The organism is Nonomuraea sp. CA-143628 (assembly GCF_050942315.1).
In the GTDB taxonomy this organism is placed as follows: domain Bacteria; phylum Actinomycetota; class Actinomycetes; order Streptosporangiales; family Streptosporangiaceae; genus Nonomuraea.
This window is the reverse complement of record NZ_CP192072.1, coordinates 10,351,241-10,367,265: the sequence shown is the minus strand read 5'-3', so window position 1 is coordinate 10,367,265 and position 16,025 is coordinate 10,351,241. Positions and strand designations below refer to the sequence as shown.

Here is a 16,025-nt window from a genome sequence, read left to right as displayed (position 1 = left end):
GACGCACCGTGGCTCTGTGGCTCTGGCAACGGTGCCGCTCCCTGGGGACATCGCCCGCGCGGCCGCCTCATCGCTGATCGAAGCCGATCCGGCCCGCCCGATGCCGGTCGGTGAGGATGCCGAGTTTGACGCCTGCCACACCAGCGCCCCGCTGAGCACGACGCCCACGGCTATCGGCGGCGCCTTCTTGAGTGCGCGTCTGCCTGAACGTGGCTCCACGGTCCTCCTCCCTACGGTGGCTCGCTGCGTAAGCACCCGGTGCCGATCCCACGATGCGGGTAACTGGCCACCTTTTCCTACTAGCGTAATTGCGAAGATTCGTAATTACATGGAGCTGGTGTTCGCGGGCGGGTCGCGCGGCGGATGTGAGGTGCCGGTGGGCACGGTGTTTGCCGCTGCGGTGCGGGAACGGGTCGGCCTGTCCTGGCAGGCGCTGGAGGCAGCCCACGACGCTGATGATGCGCACCCGTTGCTGGTGGACGAGGCTGAGTGGGAGGATATTCGGCGGCTGTCCCAGGCATGCGGGATCGCCATCGAGTAGGGCGGGCCCGGCTCGCAGGGTGAGGCGGGGGTGTGATGTCGGTACCACTGTATGAGGCCAAGGCCGAGCTGTTTCGGATGCTGGGCCATCCGGTGCGGATCCGGGTGCTGGAGTTGCTGCAGAACGGGCCGATGCCGGTGCGCCAACTGCTGGCCGAGATCGAGGTGGAGCCGACCGGGCTGTCACAGCATCTGGCGGTCCTGCGACGCTCAGGCGTGGTGACCGCGCAGCGCGAGGGGACCACCGTGGTCTACGCGCTGGCCGGTGGCCGGGTGGCCGGCCTGCTGCGCGCGGCCCGCGAGCTGCTGGCGGAGAAGCTGTCCGGGCAGCACGAGCTGCTCAGCGAGCTGATGGAGGACACCGCCGAAAGCGGCGCGTCGTGAGCATGTTGACCCGCTAACCGCATTGTCCCCAGACGCCGCAGGTGCTGCCGTCGGCTGAGCCGCGGGTGTCCTCGCCCTGACCGATCTGGGCCCGAAAGAACTCCGCGCCCACTTCCTCGATCTGCTGTCCTAGCCGAGAGGAGCGGCGGCGGCAGGAGTGCCGTCCGCCGCCGCTCGCTAGGTCAGTCGCAGCGGACCGTCGAGGCGGTATATGTTCCGTTTGGACCGGTCACCGTGACGGTCATGGTGTAGCAGACAACCTCGCTGGCGATGCTCTTGAGCTTCATCCAGAAATCGGAATCACCGTTCCCGCCGCTCCACGGCATGGCTTCGACGCCTCCCGGATATTGGGTCCAGCCACCGCCGCCTCCGGGGGAGACGGGGACATAACGTGGCATGTCCCTTGGGTCGCACACCGCGCCCTGAGACATCAGCCTCATGCCCTTCTTGGCGCGGTTGCCGACCTGCTTCGCCCATTTCGAGTTCTGCATCTGTATCGAGGCACCGAGGAAGTTGCCGGACTTCACGGCATTGATCACTCCCGTGAACTGCCCGAAGCGTGTGGGGCCGAGGTTGTACATCATGTCGATCAGTACGACCTGCCTGGCCGACGACAGCGTGTTGAAGTTGTCGATCACCCGGCCGACGTTCGCGACGGCGGCCCGGTAGTCGCCCTTGAACAGGGTGATGATCTGCAGCGGGGTCAGGTCCTGGGTTCCGGCGCGCACCGCGGCGTAGTTGGCGCCGACGGCCGTCAGCAGGGCTTCCGCATCGGAGCGGTCGAGGTTGAAGCCCACACCCACCGTGGGGTGCGGGGGGACGGCACTGTCCATGTAGACGTGCGTGTCTCCGTACAGTCCGTTTCGGCTCTCGTTCTCCGCTACGTACGCCTCCATCTGCTCGGGCGTCAGCTGCGGTTCCTGGCTCGGATCCTGGTCGGGATCGTCCGGGATGCCGCCGGGGCCGCTGCCGCCGGGGCCGCCACCGGCGCTGGTGGAGCAGGGGCCGTCGGCGAAGGCGGGGGTCGCGGCGACCGTGATCGTGGTGAGGGCGGAGAGGAGGAGGGAGGTGGTGGCGACTACGGTCGCGAGGAGTTGTCGGCGCGGAACTCTGCGAGGGGTCATGAGACCTCCTGGTCCGGGCGGGGGGTGACCAGCTCATGATCACAGCGCGGAGGAGTCAGTGAATATCCCAGAAATCTGGGATATTCCGGGCGTCCGGTTAGGCTGCCGCCGTGATCTCGCGCAGGGCAGTGGAGCGCCAGGTGATCTCCGATCTACGGGACCTGGCCGGAGCGGAATTGACCGCGGCGCAGGTGTTCCGGCAGGCCGATCCGGTGCTGCGGGACGCGCTCGGATTCGACGCCGTGTGCTGGCACACGACCGATCCGGCGACGGGCCTGGTCAACTCGGTGCTCACCGAGGACCTGAGGCTGGACGATTTCCACCAGGCGGTGCAGCTGGAGATCTGGGGCGACGACACCGCGCGGTTCCCCGAGATCCGGCTCAGCGGCCGTGGCGCCGACACCCTCAGCCGCGCCACCGGCGGGGTCCTGCGGCGCAGCCTGCGCTTCAGGGAGCAGATCGCGCCGGCGGGCTTCGGCGACGAGCTCCGCGCCGTGTTCGACGCCGGAGGCGGGATGTGGGGCTGCGCGGCGTTCATGCGCGCTCCTGACCGGGGTCCGTACCGGCCCGGTGAGCTGGCGCTGGCCCAGCGCGCGGCCCGGTACCTGGGTGTCGCCCTGCAGCGCGGCCAGCTCTTACGGTCGCCCGCACCGCCGGCGCCGATGCCGCCCGCAGTGGTGCTGCTCGGGCCGGACAATCACCTGGTCAGCGCCGACGAGCGGGCCGAGCGGCTGCTGGGTGAGTTCACCGATGACTCGGCCTCGATCTTCACCGTGCCGACGTCGTTCGTCATGGTGGCCGAGCAGGCCAGGGGAGCGGTGGCAGGCGGCCGTACTCCTCCTCCGCTTCGGGTGCGTGGCCGCGACGGCACCTGGTTCGTGCTGCACGCCTCGCTCATGGGGGGCAAGGCGGATGGGGCCTCGGCGGTGGTGATCGCCCCGGCCTCGCCCGCCGACATCATGCCGGTGGTGTTCGCCTCGTACGGACTCACCCCCCGCGAGCGCGAGGTCGCCGTGCGCGTCGTCCAGGGCCGGGCTACCGAGGACATCGCGCAGGCCCTGTGCACCACGGCCCTGACCGTGCAGGACCATCTCAAATCGATCTTCACCAAGGCGGGTGTCCGTAGCCGACGCGAGTTCGTCGCCCAGCTTCTCACTGCCCATCCCCCGGAAGTGTGGACCTGACGGGCATTTCCGGAGGCCGTCAGGCGCGGTGGCGGCCCCTGCGGGAGCCCGGCTTGCGGGGTGCCGGTGCCTCGACGAGGGTGCTGCCTTGCGTGTGTGCGGCCGTCTGTAGACGGTCGTCGCCGGTACGCCTGGCCGCGCGCTCGTCGTCGCCTCCCACAGCCAGGGAGGTGGGCGCCACGGTCTCGTGGCTTCGGTGGCGGCGGCCGTGGAGGGTGGGGTCGAAAGGCTCCGTGCCGAACAGCTCGAGATGGGACGGGGCGGCCAGCGGAGACCGGTGGCGGCGGCCGTGCGGCGCGGAGTCCTGGGTGAACCCCTCCGTGGGGTGAGGGGCGGGGGAGCGGTGGCGGCGGCCGCGCAGCGGGCCCTCGGACGTGAAGGGGGCCGGTTCCTCGATCGGGTGCCCGCTGCGGCGACGCCGGCCGTAGTAGCCGCTGGTCTGAGGGCTGTGCGTCTCGCCGGGCGCGGGCCAGGGCTCGGTCGCCCTCGTGTACGGCGTCCGCCCGCCGGGGTGCTGCGACGCGGCGCTGACACGTCGTGCGGTGGCACTGGAACGAGCCCCGGAGCGGGACCCCAGGTGGTGTGGGGTGGCGGCGCGGCGGGCGGAAGGGGTGAAAGCGTCGAACGGTGTCGTCGTCTCCCTAACAGGGGCGAAGGCGTCGAATGCCGCCGTCGTCGCCCGAACAGCGGAGACGGTGTCGAATGCCGCTGTCGTCGTCTCCCGAGTAGAGGAGAAGGCGTCGAATGCCGTCGTCGCCTCTGGGATGGGGATCGAGGCGATGGACAGCAACGCGGCGATCGGCTCGACCGGCTCCGGGCGGACCGCTGCCAGCACCGACAGTTCGGCCGGGACGGCGGTCGACCCCACCAGTTCCAGGTGGGTCGTCGCCGGGATGGTGACGTCCGTGGACGGCGTGGTGACGCCCACGGATGTGCTGGCGCCTACCAGCACGTCGGTGGACGTACCGGCGCCTACCAGCACAGGGGCCGTGTCGGTGCGGGCCTTGCGGCGGTGGCGGTGGCGGGTGGCCGGGCCCGTGGAGCGTGCGGCCGGGGCGGCGACAGCGGCCGCGCGGACCGGGCGTACCCGCAACTGCCGGGTCTTGGCGACGGCGAGGACCGCGAGGGCGGCCACCAGCGCGGAGCCGATCAGCGCGGGCGACGAGAGAGTGGGCACCGGCGCGCTGGACGACGCGTCGACGATGACGGGTATGGGGGCGGTGTTCGTGACCGCGTTGGTGTCGGCGGTGGCCGGCTTGGCGTGCTTGCCCTTCTTGGGTGCCTGCTCGGCGGCCTTCGTGGTGGCCGCGGGCGACGACTTGCGGGTGGCCGTGGGGGCGGGGGCGGCAGACTGCTGGGGAGTGGCCTGCTTGGGGCGGGCGGCCAGCGGGGCCCCTCCCTGGCCGATGCGGGGGATCATGTCGACGAGCGGGGTGCCGTCGGGGAGTTGGAGCTTGCCCACCTCGGTCGTGGAGGTCTCGGAGGTGGACGTCTGCTCGGTCGCCCGGTGCTGCGCGTCCCACTCGCCCTCGACCTGGTTCTTGGTGGCCTCGTTCTCCAGGCGGGTCTTGATCTTCTCCGGGTAGCCGTAGCCGACGACCTTGCTGGTGTCACGTTCCTTGCGCTTGGCGACGCCGCCGTCGATGTTGCCCTCGATCGTGAAGATCTTGTCACCCTCGACCCTGGTCACCACGCCGACGTGGTCGATGGCGTCGATGTCGTTCGAGCCGCTCCAGTCGTAGAAGACCAAGGCGCCGGGCTTGGGCTTGTGGCCCCAGGCGCCCTGCTCCTTGAACCACTCGGCGTGCTGCACGGTCCACGCGAACTGGCCGATCCAGTCCTGGTAGCCGAGCTTGTGAGCGGCCCACGACAGGTACATGTCACACCAAGGGGCGGAGGTGTAGTCGGCGTCGAACTCGACGTTCTTGCCGTACCAGTGGCCGAACTTGGTGTACTCGTCGGCCTTCTCGGAGTAGCCGAGCTGGCTCTCGAGCAGGTCGATGTACTTCTTCATCTCAGGCGTCATTGACGTGCGAGGGAACCTTCCGGGCAAGACCGGGTTTACCCACACAGCCCTGGGTAGGGGACATATGTGGCAAAACCGGTGGCCTGTCGTCTTCCGTGCTGAAGGAGGCTACCGTGACGAAAGGGCAGGTCAGGTACGGGTCAACGGAGCTCCAAGAGGTCATGCGACCCTAAACCGCAGGTCAAAAGCTTGCCAGAAATGTCCCAAAGAAGACTGGTTGATAGTAAAAGATCTACCTTTGGGTGTCTACAACGTGCTTTGGTAGAACCTGTTCTAAGATGCGGCCATGACGATCGACGTCGCCGCCGGCGAGTCCCGCACCGCCGCCCTGTGCGCCCTGGCGCAGCAGACCAGAGACCTGATGGACGCGGTGGTGGCCACTGGCGTCGAGGAGGACGAGCTGGTGGCCGTGGCCGCCGAGCTGACCGCCCTGACCGAACGGCTCGAAGCGACCGTCCGCGTGTCACCGCGGCCCTTCGACATCGCGCCGGACGGCACCGTACGCCACCTGGGCAACGCCGCCATCGGCGCCGCGAACCCGTTCGCCGTGCCGCTGGTCGTGGAGCGGGTCGCGAGTGGCGGAGTGCGGGCAGAGGTGTCGTTCCGGCCGCTGCACGAGGGGCCGCCCGGCAACGTGCACGGCGGGATCATCGCGATGGCCCTGGACCATCTGCTGGGGCAGGCGGTGGCCGTCGCCGGGCTGGCGGGCATGACGGGCACGCTGACCATCCGCTACCGGGCGCCCGTGCCGTACGACCGACCGGTGGTCGTGACGGCGGAGCACACGCGTACGGAGGGGCGCAAGGCGTGGGCGGACGCCCGCGTGGCGCTGCCGGACGGCACGCTGCTGGCCGAGGCGACAGGCCTCTTCATCACCCCGACCGCCTGGCTGAACGGTGGCCCCCCGATACCTTCGGCCCCCGAAGATCAGTAGCCGGCGCCGGTCAGCAGGCCGCCGTCCACCGTGAACTCGCTGCCCGTGCAGTAGCTGGACCGGTCCGAGGCCAGGAACGCCACCACGTGCGACACCTCCACCGGCTTGGCGAAGCGCTTGATGACCATGCTGCGGAGGAAGGCGTCCGCGTCCACCTCGCTCATGATCTCGGGGTCCATGGCCATCGAGGTGTTGATCGCCCCGGGATGTACCGAGTTGACGCGGATCTTGTAGCGGGCCAGCTCACGGGCGGCCGATTTGGTGACGCCCCGGATAGCGAACTTCGAGGCCGCGTACGCCGACAGCCCCTCGGCGCCGACGAAGCCCTCGATCGAGGAGATGTTCACGATCGAGCCGCGCCCGGCGGCCCGCATCGGCGCGATGGCGGACTTGACGCCGAGCCAGGTGCCCCTGAGGTTCACGTTGATCACGCGGTCGAACTCCTCGACCGTCATATCGCTGATACGCCGAAATTTCAGGATCCCAGCGTTGTTGACCAGGATGTCTAACCTGTCGTGCAGGTCGGTCACGGTGGCGATCGCGCGGTCCCAGTCCTCCGGGGCGGTGACGTCGTGATGGACGAAGGTCGCGCCCGTCTCCTCAGCCAGCGCCTTGCCCTCTTCATCCAGTACGTCACCGAACACCACGCGCGCCCCCTCCGCCAGGAACAGCCGCACATGCGCCTCGCCCATGCCGCGCGCCCCGCCGGTGATCAGTGCCACCTTGCCGTCAAGCAGTCCCATTGCGACCTCCCGCCGCGACGGCCACCGCGGCCGCCTCCATAGTTCGGTAGACGGGGATCCCGGCCGCCGCCACGATCGCCCTGACCTCGTCCTCGACACCGGGAGGCGCGCACTCGCCGTTCCTGGTGACCAGGGTGACCCTGGTCTCCGGGAGGGCGTCCTGTGCGGCCGCCAGTGCCCGCGCGTACTCGAACAGCGGCTCGGCCCGCGTCCCATAGGTGAAGAAGCTCTGTACGTTCACATGCGCCACCACATCCGGGTACGACCGGTGCCGCACGATCACCTCGACGGTCCGCCGGACCAGGTCCGGCGCGCCGCGGGGACCGACGGGCACCTCCAGCGGGTTGGCCAGCGAGGAGCCGGTCCCCAGCCCGAGCCCGCGCAACTCCCCGAGCACCGAGTCCGGCAGCGGTCCGAGCGACACCCCGGCCCGGTCGAAGGCGTCGGCGGCCAGCACACTCGCCCCACCACTCGGCCCGATCACCAGCGCCCCGCCACGCGACTCCTCGCTCCGGTAGCCCGCCGCGCCTTGGGGAATCCCCTGCGTGCCCCCGGAGTCCGTCTGGCCACCCGAGACCACGGCCCCGCCGTCCGGACCAGCCAACCGGGCGCCGTGCGCCTGGAAGAAGGCGAGGACGCCGATCAGGTCGTCCTGGGAGGCCACCAGCGTCGCCCCGGTCTGGTCGGCGAGCGCCTGCCAGATCCGCCCGTCGCTCACCAGCCCGCCGGTGTGCGAGGCCGCGGCCCGCTGCCCCTGCGCGCTGCGCCCGCCGACCAGCAGCACCACGGGCACCGGAGCGGCCGCCAGCGCCTCGTACAGCGCCCGCCCGTCACGCGGGTCCTCCAGATAGAGCCCGACGGCCCGCGTCTCGGCGTCGGCCGACAGCCAGCGGAGCAGTTCGGCCGGGGTGACGTCGGCCGCGTTCCCCACGGTGGTCACCCGGCTGAAGGCCAGCCCACGACGCTCGCCGACCTTGATCACCTCTCCGGCCAGCCCGCCGCTCTGCGAGATCAGCGCGACCGTCCCCGCCGGGCCGATCCCTCCGCCGACGAACGTCTGCCGCCCGCGCGGGCAGTACACGCCCATGCAGTTGGGGCCGAGCAGCCGCGTCCCCGCCGCCCGCGCCGCCGCGACGAGCTCCCGCTCCAGTTCCGGCCGTCCCGCCTCGCCGAAGCCGCCGCTCATGACCTGCACGTACGGCACGCCGGACGCCTCGCGTACGACCTGGGCACACCGCTCCGCGGGCACCGCCACCAGCGCGTAGTCGACGTCCGCCACGGCCAGGGACGGAACGGCGGGCACGCCGCCCACCTCCGGCGCCTCGGGGTGCACGGCGACCAGGGGGATGCCGGCGGCCTTGTAGAACTCGAGGAACATGTTCCCGAAGTTCGGCCGCGTGGTGGAGGCCCCGACCACGGCCACCGCCCTGGGCTCGAAGAGCGGCCCGAAGTCCGCAGGTTCGGAGCGTGGTCCGACGTCCGTGGGTTCGGAGCGTGGTCCGGCCGTGGGTTCGGAGTGCGGGCCGAGATCCGTGAGCTCGGAGTGCGGCCCAAGGTCGGCGGGCTCGCCGAGCGCGCCGTCCTGACCGCCGTTCGAGGCGTGGGCCGCCGGGAGATACCGCGCGTCCACCGCCACAACGCCCGACTCGGTGGCGATCACCGGATTGATCTCGAACTCGCCCAGCTCCAGCCGCTCCCACAACCCGCCGGACCCGCCGACCGTCATGAGCAGCTTCACCACCGCGTCCACGTCCACCCCTGGACGCCCGCGCAGCCCGTACAGCACCGGAGACCCGCGCAGCGAGCCCAGCATCCGCCGCGCGTCCCCCTCCGAGATCGGGCAGAGGCCCAGCGCCGTGTCCCGCAGCGTCTCGGTCCACACCCCGCCCAGCCCGGCGAGCAGCACGGGCCCGAAGCCCGGATCGTGGACCAGCCCGACGATCAGCTCCACCCCGCCGGGGGCCTGCTCTTCGACGAGGAACCCCTCGGCCGCCACGCCCGAGGCCAGCATCCTGGTGGCCTTGATCGGGACGTCGGCCCGGCTCAGCCCGAGCACCACGGCCCCGGCCTCGGACTTGTGCACGATCTCGGGCCCGTACGCCTTCAGCACCAGCGGCTCGCGCAACTCCGCGACCGGGGCGAAGTCCATGTCGCGCACCACCACGCCTCGCGGCACCGGTACCCCGGCCTCGCGCAGCAGTTCTTTGGCCTCGTGTTCGGCGACCACGGCTCAGGTCTCCAGCAGGTGGCCGTGCCGTTCTCTGATCTCTCTGCGTAAGAGCTTGCCGGGCCCGCCGGAGGCGTCCTCGAAGTGCGGCAGCGCGTCGGCCACCAGGATGTGGTCCGGCCGCTGGTGCGGCGCCAGGATGTCGTCCAGGGCCCGCGCGAGCTTGGCCGCGTCGAGCGAGTGCCCGGAACGCGCCACCACGGCCAGCAGGATCCGCTGCTCGGCCGCGTCCTGCCCGTCGACGTGCGCGGGCACCCCGACCGCCCCGGCCTCCGCCACGCCGTCGAGCGCGGCGGCGGCCTCCTCGACCGCGACCGGCTGGGTCCAGACGCCGCCCTTGAGAATCGCGTCCTCGCGCCGCCCGAGCACGCGCAGCACGCCGTCGGGGGAGACGGAGCCGAGGTCGCCGCCGACGTACCACTCGCCGCGCAGCACCTCCGCCGTCTTGTCCGGCAGGCCGTCGTAGCCGGACATCCGGTGCGGCCCGGACAGGTTGATCTCGCCGACCTCGTCCACCACGCGGCGGCCCGACGGGTCGGTCACCCGGACGGCGTTGCCGGTGCGCGCCCGGCCGGACGAGCCAAGCGGTGTGGAGCCGTCGTCCACCCGGCCCATGCAGGTGTAGGGGGCCTCGGTCTGGCCGTAGTAGGAGTAGACGCCCGCGTCGGGCAGCCGGTCCTTGATCCGGCCGAGCATGGTGGCCGTCAGCGGCTCGCCGCCCAGCATGATCACCCGGATGGACGACAGGTCCACCGCCTCGTGCTCCGACGAGCCCAGCAGCGCCGCGTAGAACGACGGGATCTGCGACACGTGCGTGACCCGCTCGCGCGGCACGACGCGCAGGAAGTTCGCCGGGCCCCAGTCCTGCTCCAGCACCAGTCGCATCCCGGCGTACAGGGCGGGCCCGACGATGGCCGGGAAGCCGATGCCCCAGATGATCGCGCCCGTGCCGAACACCGCGTCGGGCCCGCGCGGCACGTCGAGCCAGATCTGCGCGGTCGCCAGCGACGATGCGTGCGTGTGGACGACGGGCTTGGGCAGCCCGGTCGTCCCCGAGGTGTAGTAGAGCGCGAGCGGATCGTCGTGGAAGCCCCCGAGCGGCGGTTCCTCCTCCGAAGCATCCGAACCGTCCGAGAGGTCGGACGCGTTGATCCAGGTGGTGATGGCGGGCAGCGACGGCCTGATCTCCGCGACCACCCCCTCCACGGTCGAGTCGTACACGAACGCCGTGCACCCCGACTGCTCCACCACCGCGCGCAGCGTGTCGACCGGCCAGTACGGATTCAGCGCCGCCGTCACCGCGCCGATCTTGGCCTGCGCCAGGTAGACCTCCGCCACGTGCAGCGTCTCGTTCAGCAGCGCGGCCACCCGCCGGCCCGGGGTGACGCCCGCCGCGAGCAGCGCGTGCGCACGCCGGTTGACGGTCCTGTTCAGCTCGTCATAGGTGAAGCTCCGCTCGCCGCAGTAGGTGAGCGCCACCCGGTCGGGGGTGCTCATCGCCGCGGCGGTCAGGATCGCGTGGCCATAGTTGCCGTACGGTGATCGCGCCATCAGGGGTGCCTCCGTCATCAGCGGTAGGTGCCGTCAGAGGGGTGAGTAGAGGACGAAGACGTTTCCTGAGGGATCGCGCAGCACGGCCCGCGTCTCGTGCGGCCCGTCCTCGGGCTCGCGCACCACTTCGGCGCCGCGCGCCACCAGATCGGGTACGGCCTGCCGTACGCTGTCCACCTTGAACGACGGCGCGGCCGAGTCGGTGACATGCTCGGCGGGGCCGGCCAGCGCCACGGTGACGCCACCGCCGTTCAGCGCGGCGAACCTGTCGCCGTCACGGAACTTCACCGGCAGCCCGTAGAAGGCGATCGCCTCGTCCAGGTCGGCCACGGGTATGAGCACGTTGCCAACGATCACGCCGGCCTCCAATGCGGTAGGTCGTCCACGAACGTCACCCGCACCGGCATCCCGATGCGGACCTCCTCCGGTGCGCACTCCACGACCTGACCGAACACGCGCGCGCCTTCGGGCAGGTCGACCCAGGCCAGCACGTACGGCTCGCGGCCCCGGTAGCCGGGCGCGAACGAGCGGTGCACCACGGTGTACGTGTGCACCACGCCCGCGCCGGAGACCGGCTCGAAGACGAGGTCGCCACCGCACCCGGGACAGTCGGCCTCGGGGAGGTGGACCCGCCGATCGCAGGCCGTACAGCGCTGAACGACCAGCTCGCCGCGCCTGCAGGCGGCCCAGTAGGCGGAGGTGTCACAGGTCATCGCTAGCCAAGCTAGCGCACGCTTGGTTGCTCGACAACCCTAGTCGGCGGGTTCCTCGGCGAGCGAGGCCACGGGCTCCTCCGAGGTCGGCGAAGCCGAGTCGGGGCCACCGAATCAGCGCTCGGCCCGGCGAAGGCCGGTCCGTCGGAGGAGCGAGACGAGGAAAGGGGCGGCGTGTCGGAGGAGTCCGGCGAGGCGAAGGCCGGTACATCAGAGGCGCGTGGCGGGTCGGAGGTGTGCGGCGGGTCGGAGGGCAGCGCGAAGGGCGGTTGAGACGGCGTCGGAGTGGCGTGCTCCTGGGTGGGAGTGGCCGACGTCGAAGGCGAGGGGCTGGGCGCCGGGCAGGGCGGCCCGTCCACGGTCACCTCACTGACCTGCGGACCGTTGGCCGCCGCCGGCTCGGTCGATAACAGGAGCCCGAAGTGCGCCTGCTTGCCGCACCCGACGGCGCCCAGGTCGCGGGCCACGGGGTCGGTGTAGGCGGTCCTGCCGGTTAGCGTGCGGGTCTCCTGGTGGACTGTCCGGGCCTGGCCATCGCCGTCGCGCCGCGTGTACGTGATGTGCAGCCGCACCGGCCCCCGCCCGTCGGCCGCCACGCGCACCGCGCCCGCCGAGCCGGTCCACTGGACGATGTCCGCCGACCGCACGGCCGGACTGGGCAGCGCCCGGGAGGGCTGGCGGGACACGGTGGGAGGGGGCGGCGTGGGGGCGGCGGTCGACGGTACGGGAACGGCCGTAGACGTCCTGGCCGTGGGACGGCTGGTCGCCGAGGTCCGGCGGACCGGGGTCTTGTCGACGACCGGGGTGGGATCCAATTGCTCGGACGTCTTCGGCTGCGGCATGAGCACGGTACCCGCCGGGCCGGGCGCCAGCCGCCCGTCCGAGAGCACCACCGCGATCAGCACGGCGACGGCCGTCGCGCCCGCGATCCACAGGTGCGGCGGCAGCTTGGGCACGGTGATCCGCCGCCCGCGGACCGCCTCCAGGGTGGTGGTCGGCGTGTCGGTCTTGGCCAGAGGGAAGCGGAGCGCGAGCAGCGTGGCCAGCTCGCCGAGGTGGCGGCGCCCGCGTTTCTCCCAGTCGGGGCCATAGCCGGCGACCGCGTCCTCCTCCAGCTCCGCCGCGAACTGCCGGGCCGAGGCGTACCTGACCGCCGGGTCCTTGGCCAGCCCGCGCCGGAGCAGGTCGCGCAGCGAGTCGGGGGCGACCTCCAGCGGCACCGGCTCGACCAGATGCTTGTCCCGCAGCGACGCGACGTCTTCAGCCTTGTACGGCGGGCGCCCCTTGACGGTCTCGAACAGCAGGCACGCCGCCGCGTAGAGGTCCGCGGACGGCCCCGCGTCCCCCTGTGTCCACAGCTCGGGCGACATGTACGGCGGGCTGCCCGCCGGCACCCCCGGCTCCTCGGCGTGCACCACCACCCCGAAGTCGCTCAGCTTGCTCGTGCCGTCGGCCTGGACCAGCACGTTCTCCGGTTTGACGTCCCGGTGGGCCACGCCCTTGTCGTGGGCGGCGGCCAGGGCCAGGAGCGTGCTCTTCAGCACCGCCAGTGCCGCCTCCGGGCTGGACCTGCCGTGCTCGGCCAGGATCGTCCGCAGTGACACCCCGTCGACCAGCTCCATCACGACCGCGGCCCTGGTCGGGGTCTCCACGTACTCATAGAGCTGGACCACGTTCGGGTCGTCGAGCTCGACGAGTGAGGGGGTGTCCACCCGGAAGCGGTCCATGAACTCGGTGTCCCGGCGCAGGGTCGCGTTCAGGTATTTGATCGCGACGTAGGCTCCGGTGGCCTGGTAGGTGGCGAGGAACACGCGGCCCGTGTGCCCCGCGCCGAGCTGGCGTACTTCTCGGTAACCAGGGACCAAGGCGAACCCCCATAGCGCAGCCGTCTCTCGTTCGACGGTCTCATCCGGGGTTCCGGTTGTCACGACTCCAGATATTTCGCCAGATGTCAGGGGATTATGGCCCGGAGGCCCGGGTGATATCTTCGAAGCCAAGCAAGCGCTCGGCTAAGTGGAGGCTTCGCATGGATCGTACGGCCGTGCTGGTCATGGAGATGCAGCGGGGCGTCGTCGGCGATCTAACGAAATTTCCGGACCTGGTGGTCGCGTGCCAGCAGCGTGGCGTCGTACGCAACACCGTCTCCGTGCTCCAGGCGGCCAGGACGGCCGGCCTCCCCGTGATCCACTGCACCGCGGCATTCCGCGCCGACCGGGCCGGCTCCCACACCCACAACAGCCCGTTCATCACCGCCCTGCTCAAGGACCCCGGCCACATGCTGGAGGGCACGCCCGCCGTGGAGGTGCTGCCTGAGCTGCTGGCCGGCACAGATCTGGAGAGCCGGCGCCACCACGGGTTCTCCCCGTTCACCGGGACCTCGCTCGACATGACGCTGCGCTCGCTGGACGTCACGCACGTGGTGGCCGTCGGGCTCTCGCTCAACCTGGGCATCCCAGGCCTGGCCCTGGAGGCGGTGAACCTCGGCTACCGGGTCACGGTGGTGACCGACGCCGTCGCGGGCGTACCGGACGGGTACGCGCTGGCCGTACTGAAGCACACGATCCCCCTGCTGGCCGCCCGCACCACCGCGGCCGAGCTGGTCGAAGAGTGGAAGGCGGGCGGCGAACCGTGATGGAGGGGATGCGGCTCGACGGGCGCGCGGCCGTCGTGACCGGGGGAGCGGGCGCGATCGGCGCGGCGATCGCCGGGGATCTCGCCGCGCTGGGCGCCGGGGTGGTGGTCGCGGACGTGGACCTACCGGGAGCCGAGAAAGTGGCCGCTGGGCTGCCGGGGGCCACTGCCATGGCCGTCGACCTCGCCTCGCCCCCCTCCATCGAGCGGTTCTGTGACGCGGCCGGGCCGGTCGACATCCTCGTGCACAACGCCGGGGTGTCGATCGTCGAGCCGTTCATCGCCGGCGACCCGGCGAACTGGGATCTCATGTGGCAGGTCAACCTGCGCGGTCCGATGCTGCTGACCAAGCTGATGCTGCCGGGCATGATCGAGCGGGGGTGGGGGCGGCTGGTGTTCATCTCGTCGGACGGCGCCAGGGCGGGCTCCGGCGGCGAGGGCGCCTACGCGGCCACCAAGGCCGGGCTGTTCGGCCTGGCCAAGACGCTCGCCCGAGAGACGGCCAGAGCGCACGTCACCGCCAACGTGGTCTGCCCCGGACCCACCGACACCCCGATGCTCCGGCGCGTCTCCGCGGCCGAGCCCGGACTGGTCGACAAGATCGTCAGGACCGTACCGCTGCGCCGCCTCGGCACGCCCGCCGACGTGGCGGGTTTGGTCGCCTACCTGTGTACGGAACGCGCCGCCTACATCACCGGCCAGACGCTGTCGGTCAGCGGCGGCGTGACGATGCAGTGACGACGCGATCACAGGGATCGGTAGACGGCCTCCATGAGGCGGATCGCCCGCTGGTTGCCGGAGAAGACATCGGCCATCTTGTTCATGACATATCCGGCGGCCACGCCGTACTTGGGGTCGCCGAGGCCGACGGACCCGCCCACGCCGGTGTGCCCGAACGCGGTCACCGACGGCACGAAGAACGACATGGCGGGCCGCATGAAGCCGAGCCCGAACGCGCTCTCCAACAGCAGGACCTGGTCGGGCCCCGACGCCCGGGGGCGGATGGCGTCCGTCAGCGTCTCCGGGCGCAGCAGGTCGCCGCCGAGCAACGAGCGGTAGAACGCCGCCAGGGACCTGGCCGTCGTGACGAGGCCCACGGCGGGCCACCCGGCACGCAGCATCACCGGGTTGTTGGCCCCGCCCTGAAGGTCCTGGATGCGAGGGTTGCCCATGGTGCGGTTCATCAGGCTGTTCGGGTCCTTGGCGGCCATGGCGATCGCGGCGATCGGATCCTTCGGCGGCCCGATGGGCGTGCGAGGCAGGGCACCGGGGGCGCGGCGGCCCTGGCCGCTCCCGGTGTCGGGCGCGGGCAGGCGCGGGTCGCTCTCGCTGCCGGGCGAGGGCTCCGCCGTCAGCCGGGCGGCCCTCGCGATCACGTCGTCGGGCGCGCCGACCCACAGGTCGAGGCCGAGCGGCCCGGCGATCTCCGCCGCCACCAGCTCACCCACCGACTTGCCCGTCACCCGGCGTACGACCTCACCCACCAGGAACCCGTACGTCAGAGCGTGATACCCGTGCGCCGACCCGGGCCGCCAGATCGGCCGCTGCCCGGCCAGGCGCGCCGCGATGGCGGGCTGGTCCTCGAACTCCGCCACCGGCACCCGCTCGTCCAGCGCGGGCAGCCCCGCCTGGTGACTGAGCAGGTGCTCGACGGTGACGCGCTGCTTGGCCCGCACCCCGAACTCCGGCCAGACCTCCGCCACCGGCGCGCTCACGTCCACCAGCCCCCGCTCGGCCAGCTGGAGCAGCACGGTCGCGGCGATCGCCTTGGTGCACGAGTAGGCGAAGACGGGGGTGTCCGCCTCCCACGGCCGTTCCGTGCGGCGGTCGGCCACGCCGTCCCACAGGTCCACGACCAGTTCGCCGTCGAGGTAGACGGCGAACGCGGCCCCCAGTTCGAGGCCGTCGGCGAAATGGCGTTCGAACACCTCGCGCACGCGGGAGAACCGGGGATCGCAGTGCATCAAG

The 16,025-nt window shown here is 71.3% G+C and carries 15 protein-coding genes; 6 read left to right on the top strand and 9 right to left on the bottom strand.

What is annotated here, in order from left to right:
* Positions 1-16 precede the first annotated feature (16 nt).
* On the top strand, positions 17-541 hold the full coding sequence (locus ACQP2T_RS46980; RefSeq protein ID WP_433511319.1) for a hypothetical protein: 525 nt from the start codon (positions 17-19) through the stop codon (positions 539-541).
* Positions 542-576: 35 nt separating this feature from the next.
* Entirely contained in the window at positions 577-924 is a 348-nt protein-coding gene (locus ACQP2T_RS46975; protein ID WP_433511318.1) for an ArsR/SmtB family transcription factor, read from the top strand.
* Between the two features lie 182 nt (positions 925-1,106).
* On the opposite strand, the gene ACQP2T_RS46970 is transcribed toward ACQP2T_RS46975, so the two are convergent.
* Positions 1,107-2,048, bottom strand: a complete 942-nt coding sequence (locus tag ACQP2T_RS46970) for a hypothetical protein (RefSeq protein WP_433511317.1) — start codon at positions 2,046-2,048, stop codon at positions 1,107-1,109.
* A 110-nt stretch (positions 2,049-2,158) separates the two neighbouring features.
* On the opposite strand from ACQP2T_RS46970, the gene ACQP2T_RS46965 reads away from it, so the two are divergent.
* Positions 2,159-3,232 (top strand): helix-turn-helix transcriptional regulator, encoded by a 1,074-nt coding sequence (locus tag ACQP2T_RS46965; RefSeq protein ID WP_433511316.1) that lies wholly within the window; start codon positions 2,159-2,161, stop codon positions 3,230-3,232.
* Positions 3,233-3,251: 19 nt separating this feature from the next.
* Here ACQP2T_RS46965 and ACQP2T_RS46960 read toward each other — a convergent pair whose 3' ends face one another.
* On the bottom strand, positions 3,252-5,258 hold the full coding sequence (locus tag ACQP2T_RS46960) for a CHAP domain-containing protein (RefSeq protein ID WP_433511315.1): 2,007 nt from the start codon (positions 5,256-5,258) through the stop codon (positions 3,252-3,254).
* A 286-nt stretch (positions 5,259-5,544) separates the two neighbouring features.
* On the opposite strand from ACQP2T_RS46960, the gene ACQP2T_RS46955 reads away from it, so the two are divergent.
* On the top strand, positions 5,545-6,192 hold the full coding sequence (locus ACQP2T_RS46955; protein WP_433511314.1) for a PaaI family thioesterase: 648 nt from the start codon (positions 5,545-5,547) through the stop codon (positions 6,190-6,192).
* Here the strand turns inward: ACQP2T_RS46955 and ACQP2T_RS46950 are convergent.
* From ACQP2T_RS46950 to ACQP2T_RS46925, 6 genes are read right to left on the bottom strand one after another with little or no spacing between them, the layout of a single operon-like run.
* Entirely contained in the window at positions 6,186-6,935 is a 750-nt protein-coding gene (locus ACQP2T_RS46950) for a glucose 1-dehydrogenase (protein WP_433511313.1), read from the bottom strand. The genes ACQP2T_RS46955 and ACQP2T_RS46950 overlap by 7 nt on opposite strands.
* Positions 6,922-9,162 (bottom strand): acetate--CoA ligase family protein, encoded by a 2,241-nt coding sequence (locus tag ACQP2T_RS46945; protein WP_433511312.1) that lies wholly within the window; start codon positions 9,160-9,162, stop codon positions 6,922-6,924. Before ACQP2T_RS46945 ends, ACQP2T_RS46950 begins: the two co-directional genes overlap by 14 nt.
* Positions 9,163-9,165: 3 nt before the next feature.
* Positions 9,166-10,713 (bottom strand): class I adenylate-forming enzyme family protein, encoded by a 1,548-nt coding sequence (locus ACQP2T_RS46940; RefSeq protein ID WP_433511311.1) that lies wholly within the window; start codon positions 10,711-10,713, stop codon positions 9,166-9,168.
* 33 nt (positions 10,714-10,746) lie between these two features.
* Positions 10,747-11,070, bottom strand: a complete 324-nt coding sequence (locus tag ACQP2T_RS46935) for a VOC family protein (protein ID WP_433511310.1) — start codon at positions 11,068-11,070, stop codon at positions 10,747-10,749.
* A complete protein-coding gene (locus ACQP2T_RS46930; protein ID WP_433511309.1) occupies positions 11,067-11,426 on the bottom strand; it encodes a Zn-ribbon domain-containing OB-fold protein in 360 nt (119 codons plus the stop codon). The genes ACQP2T_RS46935 and ACQP2T_RS46930 overlap by 4 nt, the downstream gene beginning before the upstream one ends.
* An 11-nt stretch (positions 11,427-11,437) precedes the next feature.
* Positions 11,438-13,354: a protein kinase domain-containing protein gene (locus ACQP2T_RS46925; protein WP_433511308.1), complete on the bottom strand. Its 1,917-nt coding sequence runs from the start codon at positions 13,352-13,354 to the stop codon at positions 11,438-11,440.
* Positions 13,355-13,452: 98 nt separating this feature from the next.
* Here ACQP2T_RS46925 and ACQP2T_RS46920 point away from each other — a divergent pair, with 98 nt between their 5' ends.
* Both ACQP2T_RS46920 and ACQP2T_RS46915 read left to right on the top strand, forming a co-directional pair.
* On the top strand, positions 13,453-14,058 hold the full coding sequence (locus tag ACQP2T_RS46920) for an isochorismatase family cysteine hydrolase (RefSeq protein ID WP_433511307.1): 606 nt from the start codon (positions 13,453-13,455) through the stop codon (positions 14,056-14,058).
* Complete coding sequence (locus tag ACQP2T_RS46915; protein ID WP_433519925.1) at positions 14,058-14,795, top strand: SDR family NAD(P)-dependent oxidoreductase; 738 nt, start codon at positions 14,058-14,060, stop codon at positions 14,793-14,795. Before ACQP2T_RS46920 ends, ACQP2T_RS46915 begins: the two co-directional genes overlap by 1 nt.
* An 8-nt stretch (positions 14,796-14,803) precedes the next feature.
* Here ACQP2T_RS46915 and ACQP2T_RS46910 read toward each other — a convergent pair whose 3' ends face one another.
* Positions 14,804-16,021 (bottom strand): serine hydrolase domain-containing protein, encoded by a 1,218-nt coding sequence (locus ACQP2T_RS46910; protein WP_433511306.1) that lies wholly within the window; start codon positions 16,019-16,021, stop codon positions 14,804-14,806.
* Between the last annotated feature and the right edge of the window lie 4 nt (positions 16,022-16,025).

Bases quoted from the DNA above. Each gene is read 5' to 3' on its own strand.
- ACQP2T_RS46975 (WP_433511318.1), top strand. From the start codon at position 577: ATGTCGGTACCACTGTATGAGGCCAAGGCCGAGCTGTTTCGGATGCTG.
- ACQP2T_RS46970 (WP_433511317.1), bottom strand. From the start codon at position 2,048: ATGACCCCTCGCAGAGTTCCGCGCCGACAACTCCTCGCGACCGTAGTC.
- ACQP2T_RS46960 (WP_433511315.1), bottom strand. From the start codon at position 5,258: ATGACGCCTGAGATGAAGAAGTACATCGACCTGCTCGAGAGCCAGCTC.
- ACQP2T_RS46955 (WP_433511314.1), top strand. From the start codon at position 5,545: ATGACGATCGACGTCGCCGCCGGCGAGTCCCGCACCGCCGCCCTGTGC.
- ACQP2T_RS46950 (WP_433511313.1), bottom strand. From the start codon at position 6,935: ATGGGACTGCTTGACGGCAAGGTGGCACTGATCACCGGCGGGGCGCGC.
- ACQP2T_RS46940 (WP_433511311.1), bottom strand. From the start codon at position 10,713: ATGGCGCGATCACCGTACGGCAACTATGGCCACGCGATCCTGACCGCC.
- ACQP2T_RS46930 (WP_433511309.1), bottom strand. From the start codon at position 11,426: ATGACCTGTGACACCTCCGCCTACTGGGCCGCCTGCAGGCGCGGCGAG.
- ACQP2T_RS46920 (WP_433511307.1), top strand. From the start codon at position 13,453: ATGGATCGTACGGCCGTGCTGGTCATGGAGATGCAGCGGGGCGTCGTC.
- ACQP2T_RS46915 (WP_433519925.1), top strand. From the start codon at position 14,058: ATGGAGGGGATGCGGCTCGACGGGCGCGCGGCCGTCGTGACCGGGGGA.
- ACQP2T_RS46910 (WP_433511306.1), bottom strand. From the start codon at position 16,021: ATGCACTGCGATCCCCGGTTCTCCCGCGTGCGCGAGGTGTTCGAACGC.